Genomic DNA, 15,974 nt, shown 5'->3' with positions numbered 1-15,974 from the left:
GTTAGACGGTCTCCAATTTAAAGTTTTCGGATTGTTTTTCGTACTCTAAATGAGCATCGTCTAATAATTGGATTAATTCGATATTATAGCTGCGATCACTTAATTTCTGTCTTACTTCTTTTTGAGAATCAGCCTCAACATATAGGCTCTTCGTACGTTCACGTACGGGAACTTCATTTGAAGTTTCTTGATAAATTACTTTATAAATCATGTTATCTCTCCTGTCTCTCTCTAACTTTCTTATATTTATTACCATTCAATGTTTTGTAAAAAGAAATGTCTTCATGTAAATACCTAGATTAATCCTATGTAATCAATCTCCAGAAAGGTTTTATATCTGGAGATAATTGATTTCATTATTTTATACAACAAATTACCGTAGGTCCATCATACATAATAACTAAATTAAGGTGAATTTTTCTCCGTAAATTATCCGCACAACTTTACAGTACCTTACTTGCTTAACAAAATGTTGGCAGGGTTATCCTTTATAGATTCATCATTATCGGTAGATAGGCTTGCGTTTATACTTCCTGCCATAAAAACTTCTTTATTCTTTTAAAGTTGTAGGTACACGTCCTTGGCCTAAAAAATCCTTCCAACGCTTCTTTAGCTTCTCTTTTAGGCGACGTAACATAAGGACATACACTCCTTTCCTAGATTAAAGAAAAGCATAAAAAAGTTCTACCGTCCAATCCCTCTTATCTATAGTATAGTATGGATTAGGAAATATTGAAATAAAAATCACTGATTTGAGCCAAAAATTTCTAATTAATGCTTCAATCTGTTGTAAAAGGTTTCTAAAAAACGTATAGGTAATAGCTTCTGAAGCAGTAGAAAGATTCCAAGGTCTTTTCTGTATATAGGTATTTTTCTCTTATCCATGATTTCTATTCAGGGTGGTAGTGTTAGTGAAATAAAAAACAGCATGCTTAATGCTGTTTTCGTGGTAATTTTTATTCAACTGGTTTGGCGTTTTCGGGAATAGCATATGGATTTTCTTTGTTGATATGGTCATAAAACATAATTCCATTTAAATGATCTAATTCATGCTGGAATACAATTGCTGCATAGTCCTTCAATCGAAGTTTCACATCATCACCGTTGATATCAGTTGCTTTCAAAGTAATTCGGGCGTAACGGGGGACGTAGCCTTCTACACTTCGATCAACTGATAGGCAACCTTCACCAACTGCTAAGTATGCTTTTTCAACAGAATGACTCACAATCTTAGGATTGAATAATCCATAACTATATTGCTTTCCATTTCCGTCCTCGAAATGTACTGCAATCATGCGCTTATTAATTCCTAGTTGTGGTGCTGCCAGTCCAACTCCAGGTCTAAGATTGTAGGTTGCACAAATCTTTTCGTCCTGACTATTCTTTAAGAATTCTAGCATGTCTTGTAATAATGCTTTTTCTTCTGGATTAGCTGGTAAAGCTACTTCATTAGCTACTTCTCTTAAGGAAGGGTGTCCTTCCCTCACAATGTTATCCATTGTTAACATTATCTTCACTCCAAATCTTTATGTACTCTATATTATTCCTTATTAATTTACAATGTGCAAACCATTAAATAGTTTATCATATATTTACTCTATCAGGCATATTTTAACTATAGGACAAGATATAATTTAATAAAACATACAGGTACTTTTATGATATACTAAAAGACGTTCAACACATACTAGAAACTGCATCATGTACGAGGGGGAAATGATTGTGAAATTTTCTAAACGAATACTGTTATTAATATTGCTTCTTCCACTCTTTTTAACAGGTTGTGGTGATACACCTGAAACTCAAATATATAGCCACCTGGAAGAAGCGGTTAAATTAGAAGAGGGATTCCAGGAACAACAGTCTGTTATTACGCAATTAGAAAAACAGGAGCAAGAATTATATAAACAGATTATTGAACTGGGCGTAGGTGAACTGGATAAAATTAAGCAATTATCACAAGAAGCTATTACATCAATTGAAGAGCGTACAGAAAAGATAAAACTTGAGAAAGATAGCCTGGATACCTCACAGGAAGAATTTACTAAGACAAAGCCAATAATAGAAGAAATTAAGGATACTGAAATAAAAGAAAAGGCATTAAAAATGTATGATGCTATGGTAAAAAGGTATGAAGCGTATGAAAAGCTGTATAAAGCCTACAACGAATCGTTAACACTTGAAAAAGAATTATATGAAATGCTACAGCTTGAAGAGCTTAATCAAGAAGATTTACAAGCGCAAATCGAAGAAGTAAACAAAAAGTATCAAGAAGTAATTGAGGTTAATGACGAATTTAATGCCTATACTACCGAATATAATGAATTAAAAAAGGGCTTCTATGAAATTGCTGATATTCAAGTGAAATATGTGGAAAGCTCCAAAAAATAATAAGAAAGCGTAATACCCAGTGTAATTTGCTGGGTATTTTTTTATTGCGATAAGAAATACACAAAATAATACAGTATTTGTATTAGACTATAACAGTTTAGTTGTCTGGAAAATTCTCTGGTGTCATTCGTTTATTTGTATGAAAAAAAATAATAAAAACAAAAGACAAAGTAGTTGACCGATTGGATTTATATAAGCTACACTTTAGATGTAATCATAATTGTACCAGTAATTTTTGCGTAATATATGTAACAGTTTGTGGTTGTTTCTCAGCTTACTGATTAATCGAAGATTAAACATACACAAATACGAGCAAATCGGTACAGATTTTCCTTTTTTTTGGGAAGGATAGTAAAGATAATCTAAAAAGGATAAATGAAAGGAAGAGGTGAACTATTTTGAAACACGTTTTAGAAAGTGTTGAAAGTCAGTTCGAAATGTTCCAGATTCTTAATGAAGATGGGAAAGTTGTCAATAAGGATGACATGCCTGAATTGTCGGATGAGGAATTAAAAGAATTAATGAAAAGAATGGTATATACTCGCATTCTTGATCAACGTTCAATTGCATTGAATCGTCAAGGACGTCTAGGATTCTACGCTCCAACAGCAGGACAAGAAGCTTCTCAACTAGGAAGTCATTTTGCTTTAGAAAAAGAAGATTATATATTACCAGGATACCGTGATGTTCCACAGCTTATTTGGCATGGACTTCCACTTTATCAAGCGTTCTTATTTTCAAAAGGACATTTCCACGGAAACCAAATGCCTGAAGATGTAAATGCATTACCACCACAAATCATTATTGGTGCGCAATATGTTCAAGCTGCAGGTGTTGGATTAGGTCTTAAATTACGTGGTAAAAACGCAGTAGCGATTACTTACACAGGTGATGGTGGTACGTCACAGGGTGATTTCTACGAAGGTATTAACTTTGCTGGTGCGTATGGTGCTAATAATATCTTTATTATTCAAAACAATGGATTTGCGATTTCAGTTCCTAGAGAGAAGCAAACTGCAGCGAAAACATTAGCTCAAAAAGCTGTAGCGGCGGGTATTGAAGGGATTCTAGTAGATGGTATGGATGTTCTAGCGGTATACGCTGCAACAAAGCATGCTCGTGAACGTGCTATTGAGGGCAAAGGCCCAATGCTTATTGAAACATTAACCTATCGTTATGGTCCACATACAATGGCTGGGGACGACCCAACACGTTATCGTTCAGCAGATCTTGATACTGAGTGGGAGAAAAAGGATCCGTTAGTACGTTTCCGTAAATTCCTAGAAAGTAAGAAATTATGGTCTGAAGAAGAAGAGAACCAAGTAATTGACCAAGCTAAAGAAGATATTAAAGAAGCAATTAAAAAAGCGGATCAACATCCTAAACAAAAAGTAACTGATTTTATTTCTAATATGTTCGAAACACTTCCAAGTAATCTACAGGAACAAATGGAAGAGTATAAAGCAAAGGAGTCGAAGTAAACGATGGCACAAATGACTATGATTCAAGCAATCACTGATGCGCTACGTACAGAACTTAAAAACGATGAAGATGTGCTAGTGTTTGGTGAAGATGTCGGCCAAAACGGAGGAGTATTCCGTGCGACAGAAGGCCTACAAAAAGAATTCGGGGAAGACCGTGTATTTGATACGCCATTAGCTGAATCTGGAATTGGTGGCCTGGCAATAGGTCTTGCTTTACAAGGATATCGTCCGGTACCAGAAATTCAGTTCTTCGGCTTTGTGTTTGAAGTAATTGATTCCATTAGTGGGCAAATGGCACGTATGCGTTACCGTTCTGGTGGAACAAAATCTGCTCCAATTACAGTACGTTCACCATTTGGTGGTGGTGTGCATACGCCTGAGCTACATGCTGATTCATTAGAAGGTTTAATGGCTCAACAACCAGGATTAAAGGTGGTTATTCCATCAACTCCATATGATGCAAAAGGTCTTTTAATCTCATCAATTCGTGATAATGACCCGGTTATCTATCTAGAACACATGAAACTATATCGTTCTTTCCGTGGCGAAGTTCCTGAGGGAGAATACACAATCGAATTAGGAAAAGCAGATGTAAAACGAGAAGGAAAAGATGTAACAATTGTGACATACGGTGCTATGGTACATGCATCATTAAAAGCTGCCGAAGAGCTTGAAAAAAATGGAATTGACGTTGAAGTTATTGACTTACGTACTATTTCTCCAATTGATCTTGATACTATTTTGGAATCCGTTCAAAAAACAAATCGCGTAGTAGTCGTTCAAGAAGCACAACGTCAAGCAGGTATTGCAGCAAACGTTGCAGCAGAAATTCAAGAAAGAGCGATTCTACATCTAGAAGCTCCTGTATTACGTGTTACGGCACCTGATACGGTTTACCCATTCTCTGAAGCAGAAGAGGTATGGTTACCAAATTATAACGACATCATAGAAAAAGTAAACACTGTAATGAATTTCTAACAATAGATAGGAGGCTATATTAATGGCTTTTGAATTTAAATTACCAGATATCGGTGAAGGGATCCACGAGGGTGAGATTGTTTCATGGATGGTAAAAGAAGGCGACGAAGTTAAAGAAGATGATGTACTTTGTGAAGTACAAAATGATAAAGCTGTAGTTGAAATTCCTTCTCCGGTAGAAGGAACTGTTAAAAAGATTTATGTGCAAGAAGGTACTGTAGCAGTGGTTGGGGATACACTAATCTCTTTTGATGCGGAAGGCTATGAAGATGCTGGTAGCGAAGAAGCAGCAGAAGAAGCTCCTACAGAAGAAACAAAAGAAGAATCACCAAAAACAGAACCAGCAGCAAATAACGCACAAGTAGACGATTCTGTAGATGAGAGCAAACGTGTTATTGCAATGCCATCGGTCCGTAAATATGCACGTGATAATAATGTCAATATTAAACAAGTAACTGGTTCTGGAAATAACGGCCGTGTTACTAAGGAGGATATTGATAGCTTCTTAAATGGTGGTCAACCTGCTACACAAGCTACAGAAGCTGAAGCACCAGCTGCCGATGCGGATGCACCAGCTGCTGAAAAAGCTCCTGTTCTTGAAGGTAACTTCCCTGAAACACGTGAGAAAATGAGCTCAATCCGTAAAGCAATTGCAAAAGCAATGGTTAACTCTAAAACAAAAGCACCACATGTTACGCTTATGGACGAGGTAGATGTTACAGCGCTAGTTGCACATCGTAAGAAGTTTAAACAGGTTGCTATTGACCAAGGTATCAAATTAACTTATTTACCATATGTCGTAAAAGCAATCACATCTGCATTAAAACAATATCCAATCTTGAATGCTTCTATTGATGATGCAACGGAAGAGATTGTACAAAAACACTATTACAACATTGGTATCGCTGCAGATACGGATAAAGGACTATTAGTGCCAGTTGTTAAGAATGCTGATCGTAAGTCAATCTTTGCAATTTCTGCAGAAATTAATGAATTGGCAGATAAAGCTAGAAATGGTAAACTAGCACCAGATGAGATGAAAGGTGCTTCAAGTACTATTTCTAACATTGGTTCTGCTGGTGGACAGTGGTTTACGCCAGTTATTAATTACCCAGAAGCAGCTATTTTGGGTATCGGACGTATTGCGGAAAAACCAATTGTTCGTGATGGAGAAGTAGTAATTGCTCCAGTACTTGCAGTTTCATTGAGTTTCGATCATCGAATTGTTGATGGTGCAACAGCTCAAATGGCCCTAAATCAAATCAAACGTTTATTAAATGATCCACAATTAATCATGATGGAGGCGTAAGGATATGGTAGTAGGAGATTTTCCAATTGAATTAGACACATTAGTTGTCGGTGCTGGACCTGGAGGATACGTTGCTGCAATTCGTGCTGCACAATTAGGTCAAAAAGTTACAATCGTAGATAAAGGTTCTCTTGGTGGAGTTTGCTTAAACGTTGGATGTATTCCTTCAAAGGCACTAATCCAAGCGGGACATTCAGTTGAACATGCTCATGGCAACGAAGACCTTGGTATTAAATCAGGTAAAGTAACTGTTGATTTCACAAAAGTACAAGAGTGGAAAGCTTCAGTAGTTAACAAACTTACCTCTGGCGTAGAAGGCCTATTAAAAGGAAATAAAGTAGACATCGTTAGTGGAGAAGTTTACTTTGTTGATAAAAATACAGTAAAAGTTATGGATGAGAAATCATCGCAAACGTATACATTCAAAGATTGTATTATTGCAACTGGTTCATCACCAATTGAAATCCCAACTTTCAAATTCTCGGACCGTGTACTAGACTCAACTGGTGCCTTAAACCTGAAGGAAGTACCGAAGAAATTAGTCGTTATTGGTGCAGGTTATGTTGGTAGTGAGCTTGGTTCTGCATATGCGAACTTCGGAACAGAAGTTGTATTTTTAGAAGGTGCTAAAGATATTCTTAGCGGTTTTGAGAAACAAATGACTGCACTAGTTAAAAAGCGCTTGAAAAATAAAGGTGCTACCATTATTACTGAGGCAATGGCTAAAGGTGTAGAAGAAACAAAAGATGGTGTTAAAGTAACCTATGAGGTTGGCGGAAAAGAAGAAACTGTAGAAGCTGACTATGTTTTAGTTACGGTTGGACGTCGTCCTAATACTCGTGAAATCGGCTTAGAGCAGGTTGGAATCGAAGTAGATGATCGCGGTCTTATCAAGATTGATAAGCAATGCCGTACAAATGTTGAAAACATTTATGCAATTGGTGATATTGTTGCAGGACCACCACTTGCACATAAAGCATCTTATGAAGGGAAAATCGCTGCGGAAGCAATCTCGGGTGAAAAATCTGAAATTGATTACATCGGAATTCCGGCAGTAGCATTTGTTGAGCCTGAATTAGCGACAGTTGGTTTAACTGAAAAAGAAGCGAAAGATGCTGGCTATGATGTTAAAGTTGCGAAGTTCCCGTTCGGTGCAAATGGCCGTGCGCTTTCACTCAATAGCACAGATGGTTTCTTAAAACTAATTACTCGTAAGGAAGATGGTTTAATTTTAGGCGGACAAATCGCTGGACCAAATGCGAGTGACATGATTTCTGAAATTGGCTTGGCTGTTGAAGCTGGCATGACTGCTGAAGACATCGCATTAACAATCCATGCTCATCCTACTTTAGGTGAGATTACAATGGAAGCAGCAGAAGTTGCGTTAGGTACTCCAATTCACATGCTATAGAACTCAAATAGAGAGTGATGTCTAACATCACTCTCTATTTTTTTGATATGAAATTGAAAATTTGGATATCTTAGGAAAATGCTTTACTAATAAAGCGATTTGTGTGAATTTATGTTTTTCTTCTTTGTTCCATCTCTTTTACTTCTTGTTTAAAGGATTTCAATAGTGACAGTACAACTAAAAGCATAATAATGGTAAATGGAAAGGCAGCGATAATGGATGCGGTTTGTAAAGCATTTAATCCACCTTGCCACAGAAGAACTGCAGCTGCACTTGACTGAATAATTCCCCATATCAATTTAACCGTGTTGGGTGGATCAAGTCTTCCGCCGGTAGTTTGCATTCCTAATACAAAGGTTGCGGAATCAGCTGATGTGATAAAGAAAGTGCTAATAAGGAGTACGGCAATGATAGACATGATAGTGCCTAATGGAAAGTTTTCTAGTACAGCAAATAGGGCCGCTTCTTCACCGAGGTCATTGATATAACCCATGATATCTTTCCCACCAAAAAATTCTAAGTGAATTGCAGATCCACCAAACACAGAGAACCATAGTGCCCCGAAAATTGTTGGTACTAATAATACACCGAGTACAAATTCACGTATTGTTCTTCCACGAGATACTCGAGCAATGAAGGTACCTACGAATGGTGCCCAAGCGATCCACCATGCCCAGTAGAATATTGTCCATCCCTTAATCCAATCCGTATTATCCTCGTTAAATGGAGTCATCCGAAAACTCATATTTGGTAAGTTTTGAATGTAGTTTCCGAATGAGGTAGTAAAGAAATTAAGAATAAACGTTGTTGGTCCTAAAAACAGTAAAAATAGCATTAAGGCAACTGCTAGTACAATGTTGGAATTACTTAAATACTTAATCCCTTTGTTTAAACCGGTTGATGCTGAAAGCATGTATAAGACAGTAACAATAAGGATAATTAGTAATTGAAATAGAAAGGTTTGATCGATACCAAAGACAAATGATAGACCTCCACTAATTTGGATAGCCCCAAACCCAAGTGATGTAGCAACACCAAATACAGTAGCAAAAACGACAATGAAATCTACAACTGTTCCCCAGACATTTATTCCACGTTCACCGAATAATGGAACGAGAACACCACTTACTAGGCCAGAAGATTGTTTTCTAAATTTGAAGTACGCCAAGGCTAAAGCGATTGTTGCATACACCGCCCACGGATGGAATCCCCAATGAAAAAAGCTATACTGCATGGCTGTTTTAGCAGCATCACTGGTAACTGCCTCCCCGTATGGAGGGTTATGAAAATGTGAAAGTGGTTCTGCAGCACCCCAAAATACTAATCCAATACCCATACCAGCACTAAATAACATGGCAAACCAAGTTATATAGGAGTACTCTGGTTTATCGTTTGGTTTTCCCAGTTTTATCCCACCATATTTTGAAAAAATAAGATAGAGGGAAAAGACAAGGAATAGTGTAGCACTAATTAAATAAAACCATCCAAATTTATCAACAATGTACGTCTGAATTTTTGTTGTGACTGCATCTAGATTGCCATTCGGTAATATTGTGTCAGGAATTACACCCCAGATAATAAATAGAATACTTATAATAACAGATATGTAAAAGACTTTGGATACTTTACTCATACTTTTCATCCTTTCTATGTATTGATGTCAACCTAGTTGATAAAATGGTGGTACTGTCCTTACTATTACCAACTATTTCAATTACTATTTCACCTTTTTTTGGAATTACTATAATAGTGGTTGTCTTCCTTTTGAGGGTCGATTACACTTAGGATGAGACAAGTCTTATTATGACATCAGGAGGGAAATGTATGAGATTGGTGGTAGTATTTATTTCTTTACTTCTTCTTTTGTTCTTAGCAGCTTGTAATACCGCTGAACAAAACGGGGAATTAGAAGAAGGCTCAACAAAAAAAGAAGAGCAACCAACAGAATCACACCAAGAAGAAAACAAAGATTTAACTAGTGAGGAAACTGAAGTAGAGAATGAATCCGAAACAAACGAAGAGGATTCTACAATAGAAGAAGAAATAGTTACAGAAAAGTACCGAGTCTCAGAGAATTGGTCGATTGTTCCAATCGAAGAAGGGACAAATGAAAAAGTTGTTCTGTTAACAATTGATGATGCTCCAGATAAATATGCACTTGAAATGGCGAATACCTTAAAAGAACTAGAAGCTGGTGCGATTTTCTTTGTAAATGGTCATTTTCTTGATACACCAGAGGAGCAAGAAGTGCTAAAACAGATACACGATATGGGCTTTTTAATAGGTAACCACACCTATTCACATCCTTATCTTCCGAATTCAAGTGAAGCAGAACAACAGGAAGAAATAATAAAACTAAATGATCTTATTGAACAGGTAATTGGAGAACGTCCAGCTTTCTTTAGAGCGCCAAATGGTGCCAATACCGAATATACTAAACAAATTGCGAGTGAAGAGAAGATGGTATTGATGAATTGGTCTTATGGCTATGATTGGGAAGAAGAATATCGTTCAAAAGAAAAAATTATAGATATTATGTTAAATAGTCCATATTTAGGAAATGGGTCGAATTTATTAATGCATGATCGCGAGTGGACTGCAGCTGGATTACAGGATATTGTTACTGGACTAAGAGAGCAGGGTTATGAAATTTTAGACCCACATGAGATTGAAACAATTAAATAAACTAGAAATAATGACCAGTGAAGTGTTTTCACTGGTCATTATTTAACTTAATGTGTTATACTAATTATGCAATAAACAAATAATGTAACATATTATATTATGAATACTATAACATATTGAGAGGGGTTAGATTTGATGGGTACCATTGTTTGTCAACAGTGTCAGCAAACCATTGAACATTATGAAAATGAAAAAGTAACAATTCTTTATGGTACATGTCCAGAATGTAAATCAATTCCTAATCATAAGGATTAATATTAGTAGAGCTTGAAATTATTTCGAAGCTGCATCATTTATGCAGCTTTTTTTACGTTTTAATTGTGACGTTTAGTTAGCTATCATGTGATAGGAAATGTTAGGATATATAATATAACTGTCATAACGGGGGAGAATAGGATGACTTGGGAAACAAAATTGACAAAGCTATTATCAATAAAGTATCCAATTATTCAGGGTGGATTAGCTCATCTAGCTTATGCTGATTTAGCTGCTGCTGTATCCAATGCAGGTGCTTTAGGTCAAATTACCGCTATGAGCTTAGAAAGTCCTGAAGCACTGCAAAGAGAGATTATAAGAGTTAAAGAGCTAACGAATAAACCTTTCGGTGTGAATTTTGCCATTGGCCAGCATAACCGCCCTTTTGAAAAGATGGTTGAGGTCGCAATAGAGGAGCAGGTACCTGTTATTTCTGTAACTGGAGGAAATCCTAAGGCAGTATTGGATATGGTAAAGGGGCACTCGATTAAAACTTTAGTATTAGTTGCTGCAAAAAGGCAGGCAATGAAAGCTGAACAATTAGGTGCCGATGTCGTAATAGTAGTTGGGCATGAAGGTGGGGGACATCTGGGGAGATTTGATACAGGAACAATGGTATTAACGCCACAGGTTGTTGATAATGTTGCCATACCTGTTGTTGCTTCAGGGGGGATTGTTGATGGCAGAGGATTAATGGCAGGGTTAGCGCTTGGAGCAGAAGGAATCGAGATGGGAACTAGATTTATTGCTACGAAAGAATGTGTTCATGCCCATCCAGTGTATAAGCAAGCAATACTAAATGCGGATGAAAATGCAACTGTAATAATTAAGCGGTCACTTGGAGCTCCAGCCCGTGCACTAAAAAATAATTGGACAGATCAAATATTAGAATTAGAGAGCCAGGGCGTAGGTTATGATGGATTGAAATCGTATATAAGTGGAGAAGCTAATAGGAATTACATTCATAGTGGGATTCCCGATCAAGGATTCGGTTGGGCTGGTCAAAGTGTGGCCAGTATTACAAGTATTCCGACTGTGAAAGAATTGATTGATGCCATCATAAAAGAAGCAGAAGAAATTAGAAACAAATGGTAAATATAAGGGGTTGAAAAAGTGAATTATCAGTATCCATTTGATGCAAGCTGGACTAAGCAGGAAATAATCGATGTCATACAGTTTTTTTCACTAGTTGAAAAGGCATATGAAAAGGGGATTGACCGAGAAATCTTGCTTGCGGGCTATCGAAAGTTTAAGCGAATTGTTCCATCAAAAAGTGAGGAAAAGAGATTTTTTGCTGATTTTGAAAAGGATTCAGGGTATTCTAGTTACCAAGTAATGAAACATGCAAGAGAAAACGAAAACAAGACTATTAAAATGAACTAAGAAAGCCATTGTCATCGATAGACAATGGCTTTCTTATTGCAGAAGAAATAATTCATTTTTTAAATGACAATTTTTAAAAAGTTATCCTACTTCGCGGAAAGTGCCATTTTATAAAATGGTACTAATTGGTCATACGTTGCTTTAATTGTTTCAATCAAAGCATCTCCGTTTGTTACGGTTGGGTCATTAGGTAATAAATGTCTACCTACAAGAAACTCTGCTTTCTTTACATCACGAAAACGTTCAAGATGTTCTTCTTTTAGCTCTGTTAGTGAAATTGAATCTTTTTTCATGTGATCTAAGGAGATCACAAAATCTGTAGGCAATTTTTTTAGCTTGTTGAAATTAGCTAGAAAGCTCTTGGCAATATCATGTTTATTATCCAGTTCATATATACATGCAAACCATATGAATAAGTGGTCATCGAATAGGCCTACCTGAAAGTGAGGATGCTTCTTATAACCACGTTTATTATGTGATATTGCTAGCCATGTGTCATTAGGTGGATTAATCGTCCTTCTCGCATGCTTTGCAATATGTAAATATACTTCATTGCCTAATTGGCTAGATAAATAATCGACTAGTTCCTGTCCTATTTCTTTAAACTTTGGCTGAATTCTTGTTTGAATTGCTTCCATTCTCGCCTCTAGCCCATCTATATGGAAAGTCTCAAAATCATTGTTAACAAACCCATTAATGCTCATGTTATAAACAGCCCTTCTTTTTAAAAAATCAAATTATATTTATTATTATTAACAAGTAAATATAAACAAGTCAAGCTATAATACTTCGAATCAAATCAGCAAGAATTTAGAACGAAATCATGAAAACCTCATATATATAAAGAAAACAAAGAGATAAAAGAGTAAGAAATTTATGCAATTATATGTATTTTATTGATGGTAAGAATTCTTATTAATGGTTGAAAGGGTGTGGGAATTTTGAAGTACATTCTAGAAGAAGTAAGACGACAAGATGAAATGGAAAGAATACCGGTAATTCGAATGGAAATTGATTATGAATTATTGACCCTATATGACGCGTTACAAGCTGATGATAACGTTCAAATAATTAAGTCTAAAGAAAGACTAAAACAATTACGTAAGCAATTACTAACTATACTTGATAATAAATAACTTATTGTCTCAAGGTGAGTGACCCAAACTTACTTTGAGTCCTTTTTTGTGAATAACCTCCAACGAAATAAGAATCATATGCTATGCGTAATATATGACTGGTCCTACACATTCTGATACTATTAATATAAGATGACTAGATGGAGGCTTAACAAATGGAGAAAATGGAACGAAATAGACTCTTTCGTGATGCAAAAGAATGGATATTAGAAGCGGGTAAAGAAATTCGAAACAAGATGAGTGATCCGTTTGAGGTTGATACGAAATCAAACCCAAATGATCTGGTTACAACAATGGATCGAAATACAGAAAAGTATTTTGTTGATCGAATTAAAACCAAATATCCAGATCATTTATTGTTATCAGAAGAAGGATTCGGTGACGATGTTCGTTCCTTAGATGGCACGGTTTGGATTATTGATCCGATTGATGGCACAATGAATTTTGTGCAACAAAAACGAAATTTTGCCATATCAATTGGTATTTATCATCATGGAATTGGGGAGATAGGTCTTATTTATAACGTGATGGAGGATGTGTTATACCATGCTATTCGTGGTGAAGGGGCATATAAGAACGGTGAACGGCTACCACATTTAAAGTCTGGTGCAGTATTAGAAGAATCCGTAATAGGATTAAATCATTTTTGGTTATGCGAAAATCGTTTGGTTGAAGAAAAGGCTATGCAAAAGCTTGTAAAAACAGCTCGTGGTACTAGAACGTATGGTTCGGCTGCCCTCGAGTTCGCATTTGTTGCGGAAGGTGTTTTAGAAGGTTACATAACGATGAGTCTTTCGCCTTGGGACATCGCTGCTGGAGTAATTCTTGTTGATGAAGTAGGAGGGATTTCAACAGATATTGATGGAAATCAATTAAATTTAGTTGAGAAAAGCTCTGTATTTACAAGTCACCCTAGTATTCATAGACGGATTATTGAAGATTTTATTCAGAAAGGAAGAAAGTGACTCATGCTTGAGAGTCACTTTTTCTTCTCTTCATCGAAATTCCCATGCCCATTATAGTAAAACCTAATGCAATGAATATTACAATAAGCCAAATGTTTCTTAATGCTATCGCGAATCCAACCCCAATAAACATGAGTATAACTAACATGGCTAATAGAAGCATTGGTATATTTACTTTGTTCAATTTTGTCACCTCTTTTTTACTCAATGTAAGTATATCGTAATTGTTATGGATGTACAAAAGATTATCAATTAGTTAAGACTAGCATGATTGTCATAAATTTAGTATTATAAACGATGATGAACATAGATAATGGGGGATTCTTATGGTTTACGATTTTGTAATAGATCGATATGGTGTTGATCAACTTTTTACGGTTTTATACATAGCAAATATAATTTTAGCAGCCATCGCCTATAAACTAGGTTTCGCAAAGAAATTACCTATATTAAAATCAATCATCGTATATATTCTGCTTGCGGTTGGGATATTTGTATTGAATATATTGTTTATTGTTCTACCAGCAACATTAGCAGCAGATCCACTACCGATGACGGAAAGTCTAGTGATTATTTGTATTGTATTAGCCATTTACCGAGTTCGTATGTATCTGCAACGCCAGGCTAAAAAAACTTCTTAAATCATAAAAAGCCATCTTACAATTAGTAGGATGGCTTTTCTTGTACTTGTAGCTTTTATATCAGTTCATCCTCATTTTTCTTTTCTTCAAAAAATCGGAATTTTCCTGTTGAAATACGTTGTAAAGTTCTATCTTTTATTCTTTCATTACAACTATTACATAAGTACATATTAATTTTACGATTGCGAAGTCTTTTTGCTTGAAGAGAGTAATCCTCTATGGTTTCGACTATATCACATAATACACATTTTACTTGCATTAAATCACCTCACGTTGGAGTATATATCATTACTATATCATAAACTACAAAGGAACAGTTAAGATGTTTAATTTGTCCAATCTAGAGGAATATAATAACAAAAGCAGAAAAGGGTGATGATATGAAAACAAAGTATGTTATCTCCGCTATGGGAGCTGGTGTTGTAGGTTATTTGGTGGGAGCTAATTTAATGAAGAAAAAAGAAAAGGACAAACATGACGAGGAAGGCTCAACACTATACAATGCAGGTAAACCTGATCAGGTGGAAACTCTTGAATTGGATCAACTTGAAAATGCGAAAATGGTATCTGAAGGCTCGCAATTTGGCGTTCAATATTACAATAACGTAAAAGAAGAAGAGTAAATAAAAAAAATGAGGTGCTACCTGTATGGAGCACCTCATTTTGGGATTAGTTCTCTCGCTTCTCTCTTTGGTTTTCTGATTGTTCATTTTCGATATCATCAAGCTTTTGTTCGTCGCCATCTTCTATAATTTCTTTATTTTGATCAGGTTCTTCCGGTTGATTTTCTGGAAGTGGGAAGTCAGGCATATACCTACCGATAATCGCAGCTACTTCATCGACAACTCCTTGAATAGGATACCCTTGTTGTATCTTGTCGTTCATTCTCCGAATTCTTTCCATAATATCTGCATCAGCAGCAACTACTGCAGTTCTACCGTATGGGTCGTGCTGAAGTGCTTCTAACACAGAATATTTAATTGTTCCGACTCTTGAGCGATCTAATTCTTTATCAACATCTATTCCAACTAGAGCATAGGGTCCAATTACGATTGCCACAGCATCATTCACTTGAGGGACATCGCCAGCAATATTAGCTAAATGATTGGCAACTTCCTCATTTGATAAATCTCTTTTTTCTCTAGGGTCCGAGTTTTTCACATTTATAATTCGATCATTTTGATTTTCTTTCTCGGTTGGCAACGCGTTATCTTCGTTATCTTGTTGACATCCTACTAGCAACAGTATACTAGCTATGAACACGATACCGTTTCGTTTCAACATCTAACACTCCTCCTTATAGTGGAATAAAGTTATTCACTATACGGATATTTTG

20 protein-coding genes are annotated in these 15,974 nt (G+C 36.1%); 13 read left to right on the top strand and 7 right to left on the bottom strand.

What is annotated here, in order from left to right; all coding sequences use genetic code 11:
• Position 1 precedes the first annotated feature (1 nt).
• A complete protein-coding gene (locus ABC228_RS05305) occupies positions 2 to 211 on the bottom strand; it encodes a DNA-dependent RNA polymerase subunit epsilon (protein WP_345824042.1) in 210 nt (69 codons plus the stop codon).
• Between the two features lie 745 nt (positions 212 to 956).
• On the bottom strand, positions 957 to 1,508 hold the full coding sequence (def, locus tag ABC228_RS05300) for a peptide deformylase (RefSeq protein WP_345824041.1): 552 nt from the start codon (positions 1,506 to 1,508) through the stop codon (positions 957 to 959).
• Between the two features lie 214 nt (positions 1,509 to 1,722).
• Here def and ABC228_RS05295 point away from each other — a divergent pair, with 214 nt between their 5' ends.
• From ABC228_RS05295 to lpdA, 5 genes are all read left to right on the top strand, one after another.
• A complete protein-coding gene (locus ABC228_RS05295) occupies positions 1,723 to 2,391 on the top strand; it encodes a YkyA family protein (RefSeq protein ID WP_345824040.1) in 669 nt (222 codons plus the stop codon).
• Positions 2,392 to 2,828: 437 nt separating this feature from the next.
• Positions 2,829 to 3,872: a pyruvate dehydrogenase (acetyl-transferring) E1 component subunit alpha gene (gene pdhA, locus ABC228_RS05290; protein WP_345824164.1), complete on the top strand. Its 1,044-nt coding sequence runs from the start codon at positions 2,829 to 2,831 to the stop codon at positions 3,870 to 3,872.
• A gap of 3 nt (positions 3,873 to 3,875) precedes the next feature.
• Positions 3,876 to 4,853 carry an alpha-ketoacid dehydrogenase subunit beta gene (locus tag ABC228_RS05285; protein WP_345824039.1) on the top strand — a complete coding sequence of 326 codons (978 nt, stop codon included), beginning with the start codon at positions 3,876 to 3,878 and terminating at the stop codon, positions 4,851 to 4,853.
• A 22-nt stretch (positions 4,854 to 4,875) separates the two neighbouring features.
• A complete protein-coding gene (locus ABC228_RS05280) occupies positions 4,876 to 6,162 on the top strand; it encodes a dihydrolipoamide acetyltransferase family protein (protein WP_345824038.1) in 1,287 nt (428 codons plus the stop codon).
• A 4-nt stretch (positions 6,163 to 6,166) separates the two neighbouring features.
• A complete protein-coding gene (lpdA, locus tag ABC228_RS05275) occupies positions 6,167 to 7,573 on the top strand; it encodes a dihydrolipoyl dehydrogenase (protein WP_345824037.1) in 1,407 nt (468 codons plus the stop codon).
• Positions 7,574 to 7,682: 109 nt separating this feature from the next.
• Here the strand turns inward: lpdA and ABC228_RS05270 are convergent, their stop codons facing one another.
• Complete coding sequence (locus tag ABC228_RS05270) at positions 7,683 to 9,206, bottom strand: glycine betaine uptake BCCT transporter (protein WP_345824036.1); 1,524 nt, start codon at positions 9,204 to 9,206, stop codon at positions 7,683 to 7,685.
• Positions 9,207 to 9,397: 191 nt separating this feature from the next.
• On the opposite strand from ABC228_RS05270, the gene ABC228_RS05265 reads away from it, so the two are divergent.
• The 4 genes from ABC228_RS05265 (at position 9,398) to ABC228_RS05250 (ending at position 11,896) form a co-directional block, all read left to right on the top strand.
• Positions 9,398 to 10,258 (top strand): polysaccharide deacetylase family protein, encoded by an 861-nt coding sequence (locus ABC228_RS05265; protein ID WP_345824035.1) that lies wholly within the window; start codon positions 9,398 to 9,400, stop codon positions 10,256 to 10,258.
• A gap of 135 nt (positions 10,259 to 10,393) precedes the next feature.
• A complete protein-coding gene (locus ABC228_RS05260; protein ID WP_345824034.1) occupies positions 10,394 to 10,513 on the top strand; it encodes a GapA-binding peptide SR1P in 120 nt (39 codons plus the stop codon).
• A gap of 141 nt (positions 10,514 to 10,654) precedes the next feature.
• Positions 10,655 to 11,608 (top strand): NAD(P)H-dependent flavin oxidoreductase, encoded by a 954-nt coding sequence (locus ABC228_RS05255; protein WP_345824033.1) that lies wholly within the window; start codon positions 10,655 to 10,657, stop codon positions 11,606 to 11,608.
• 18 nt (positions 11,609 to 11,626) lie between these two features.
• Positions 11,627 to 11,896: a UPF0223 family protein gene (locus tag ABC228_RS05250; RefSeq protein WP_345824032.1), complete on the top strand. Its 270-nt coding sequence runs from the start codon at positions 11,627 to 11,629 to the stop codon at positions 11,894 to 11,896.
• 86 nt (positions 11,897 to 11,982) lie between these two features.
• Here the strand turns inward: ABC228_RS05250 and ABC228_RS05245 are convergent, their stop codons facing one another.
• On the bottom strand, positions 11,983 to 12,600 hold the full coding sequence (locus ABC228_RS05245) for a YktB family protein (RefSeq protein ID WP_345824031.1): 618 nt from the start codon (positions 12,598 to 12,600) through the stop codon (positions 11,983 to 11,985).
• A 237-nt stretch (positions 12,601 to 12,837) separates the two neighbouring features.
• Between ABC228_RS05245 and ABC228_RS05240 the strand changes: the two genes are divergently transcribed.
• Together ABC228_RS05240 and ABC228_RS05235 are read left to right on the top strand one after the other, a co-directional pair.
• On the top strand, positions 12,838 to 13,032 hold the full coding sequence (locus ABC228_RS05240; RefSeq protein ID WP_427902208.1) for a hypothetical protein: 195 nt from the start codon (positions 12,838 to 12,840) through the stop codon (positions 13,030 to 13,032).
• Between the two features lie 155 nt (positions 13,033 to 13,187).
• On the top strand, positions 13,188 to 13,997 hold the full coding sequence (locus ABC228_RS05235) for an inositol monophosphatase family protein (RefSeq protein ID WP_345824029.1): 810 nt from the start codon (positions 13,188 to 13,190) through the stop codon (positions 13,995 to 13,997).
• Between the two features lies 1 nt (position 13,998).
• Here ABC228_RS05235 and ABC228_RS05230 read toward each other — a convergent pair whose 3' ends face one another.
• Positions 13,999 to 14,190: a DUF5325 family protein gene (locus ABC228_RS05230; RefSeq protein ID WP_345824028.1), complete on the bottom strand. Its 192-nt coding sequence runs from the start codon at positions 14,188 to 14,190 to the stop codon at positions 13,999 to 14,001.
• Between the two features lie 133 nt (positions 14,191 to 14,323).
• On the opposite strand from ABC228_RS05230, the gene ABC228_RS05225 reads away from it, so the two are divergent.
• A complete protein-coding gene (locus ABC228_RS05225; protein WP_345824027.1) occupies positions 14,324 to 14,638 on the top strand; it encodes a YlaH-like family protein in 315 nt (104 codons plus the stop codon).
• A 55-nt stretch (positions 14,639 to 14,693) separates the two neighbouring features.
• Here the strand turns inward: ABC228_RS05225 and ABC228_RS05220 are convergent, their stop codons facing one another.
• Entirely contained in the window at positions 14,694 to 14,897 is a 204-nt protein-coding gene (locus ABC228_RS05220) for a YlaI family protein (RefSeq protein WP_345824026.1), read from the bottom strand.
• A gap of 121 nt (positions 14,898 to 15,018) precedes the next feature.
• Here ABC228_RS05220 and ABC228_RS05215 point away from each other — a divergent pair, with 121 nt between their 5' ends.
• Positions 15,019 to 15,261, top strand: coding sequence for a hypothetical protein (locus ABC228_RS05215; protein WP_345824025.1), 243 nt, complete (start codon positions 15,019 to 15,021; stop codon positions 15,259 to 15,261).
• Between the two features lie 46 nt (positions 15,262 to 15,307).
• Here ABC228_RS05215 and ABC228_RS05210 read toward each other — a convergent pair whose 3' ends face one another.
• Positions 15,308 to 15,922: a YhcN/YlaJ family sporulation lipoprotein gene (locus ABC228_RS05210; RefSeq protein WP_345824024.1), complete on the bottom strand. Its 615-nt coding sequence runs from the start codon at positions 15,920 to 15,922 to the stop codon at positions 15,308 to 15,310.
• Positions 15,923 to 15,974: the final 52 nt, after the last annotated feature.

Origin of the sequence: Ornithinibacillus xuwenensis (assembly GCF_039614845.1) — a bacterium.
GTDB classification, from domain to species: domain Bacteria; phylum Bacillota; class Bacilli; order Bacillales; family Amphibacillaceae; genus Ornithinibacillus; species Ornithinibacillus xuwenensis.
This window is presented reverse-complemented; position numbering and strand designations above follow the sequence as displayed.

Bases quoted from the DNA above. Each gene is read 5' to 3' on its own strand.
- ABC228_RS05305 (WP_345824042.1), bottom strand. From the start codon at position 211: ATGATTTATAAAGTAATTTATCAAGAAACTTCAAATGAAGTTCCCGTA.
- def (WP_345824041.1), bottom strand. From the start codon at position 1,508: ATGTTAACAATGGATAACATTGTGAGGGAAGGACACCCTTCCTTAAGA.
- pdhA (WP_345824164.1), top strand. From the start codon at position 2,829: ATGTTCCAGATTCTTAATGAAGATGGGAAAGTTGTCAATAAGGATGAC.
- ABC228_RS05285 (WP_345824039.1), top strand. From the start codon at position 3,876: ATGGCACAAATGACTATGATTCAAGCAATCACTGATGCGCTACGTACA.
- ABC228_RS05280 (WP_345824038.1), top strand. From the start codon at position 4,876: ATGGCTTTTGAATTTAAATTACCAGATATCGGTGAAGGGATCCACGAG.
- lpdA (WP_345824037.1), top strand. From the start codon at position 6,167: ATGGTAGTAGGAGATTTTCCAATTGAATTAGACACATTAGTTGTCGGT.
- ABC228_RS05270 (WP_345824036.1), bottom strand. From the start codon at position 9,206: ATGAGTAAAGTATCCAAAGTCTTTTACATATCTGTTATTATAAGTATT.
- ABC228_RS05265 (WP_345824035.1), top strand. From the start codon at position 9,398: ATGAGATTGGTGGTAGTATTTATTTCTTTACTTCTTCTTTTGTTCTTA.
- ABC228_RS05260 (WP_345824034.1), top strand. From the start codon at position 10,394: ATGGGTACCATTGTTTGTCAACAGTGTCAGCAAACCATTGAACATTAT.
- ABC228_RS05255 (WP_345824033.1), top strand. From the start codon at position 10,655: ATGACTTGGGAAACAAAATTGACAAAGCTATTATCAATAAAGTATCCA.
- ABC228_RS05245 (WP_345824031.1), bottom strand. From the start codon at position 12,600: ATGAGCATTAATGGGTTTGTTAACAATGATTTTGAGACTTTCCATATA.
- ABC228_RS05235 (WP_345824029.1), top strand. From the start codon at position 13,188: ATGGAGAAAATGGAACGAAATAGACTCTTTCGTGATGCAAAAGAATGG.
- ABC228_RS05225 (WP_345824027.1), top strand. From the start codon at position 14,324: ATGGTTTACGATTTTGTAATAGATCGATATGGTGTTGATCAACTTTTT.
- ABC228_RS05220 (WP_345824026.1), bottom strand. From the start codon at position 14,897: ATGCAAGTAAAATGTGTATTATGTGATATAGTCGAAACCATAGAGGAT.
- ABC228_RS05215 (WP_345824025.1), top strand. From the start codon at position 15,019: ATGAAAACAAAGTATGTTATCTCCGCTATGGGAGCTGGTGTTGTAGGT.
- ABC228_RS05210 (WP_345824024.1), bottom strand. From the start codon at position 15,922: ATGTTGAAACGAAACGGTATCGTGTTCATAGCTAGTATACTGTTGCTA.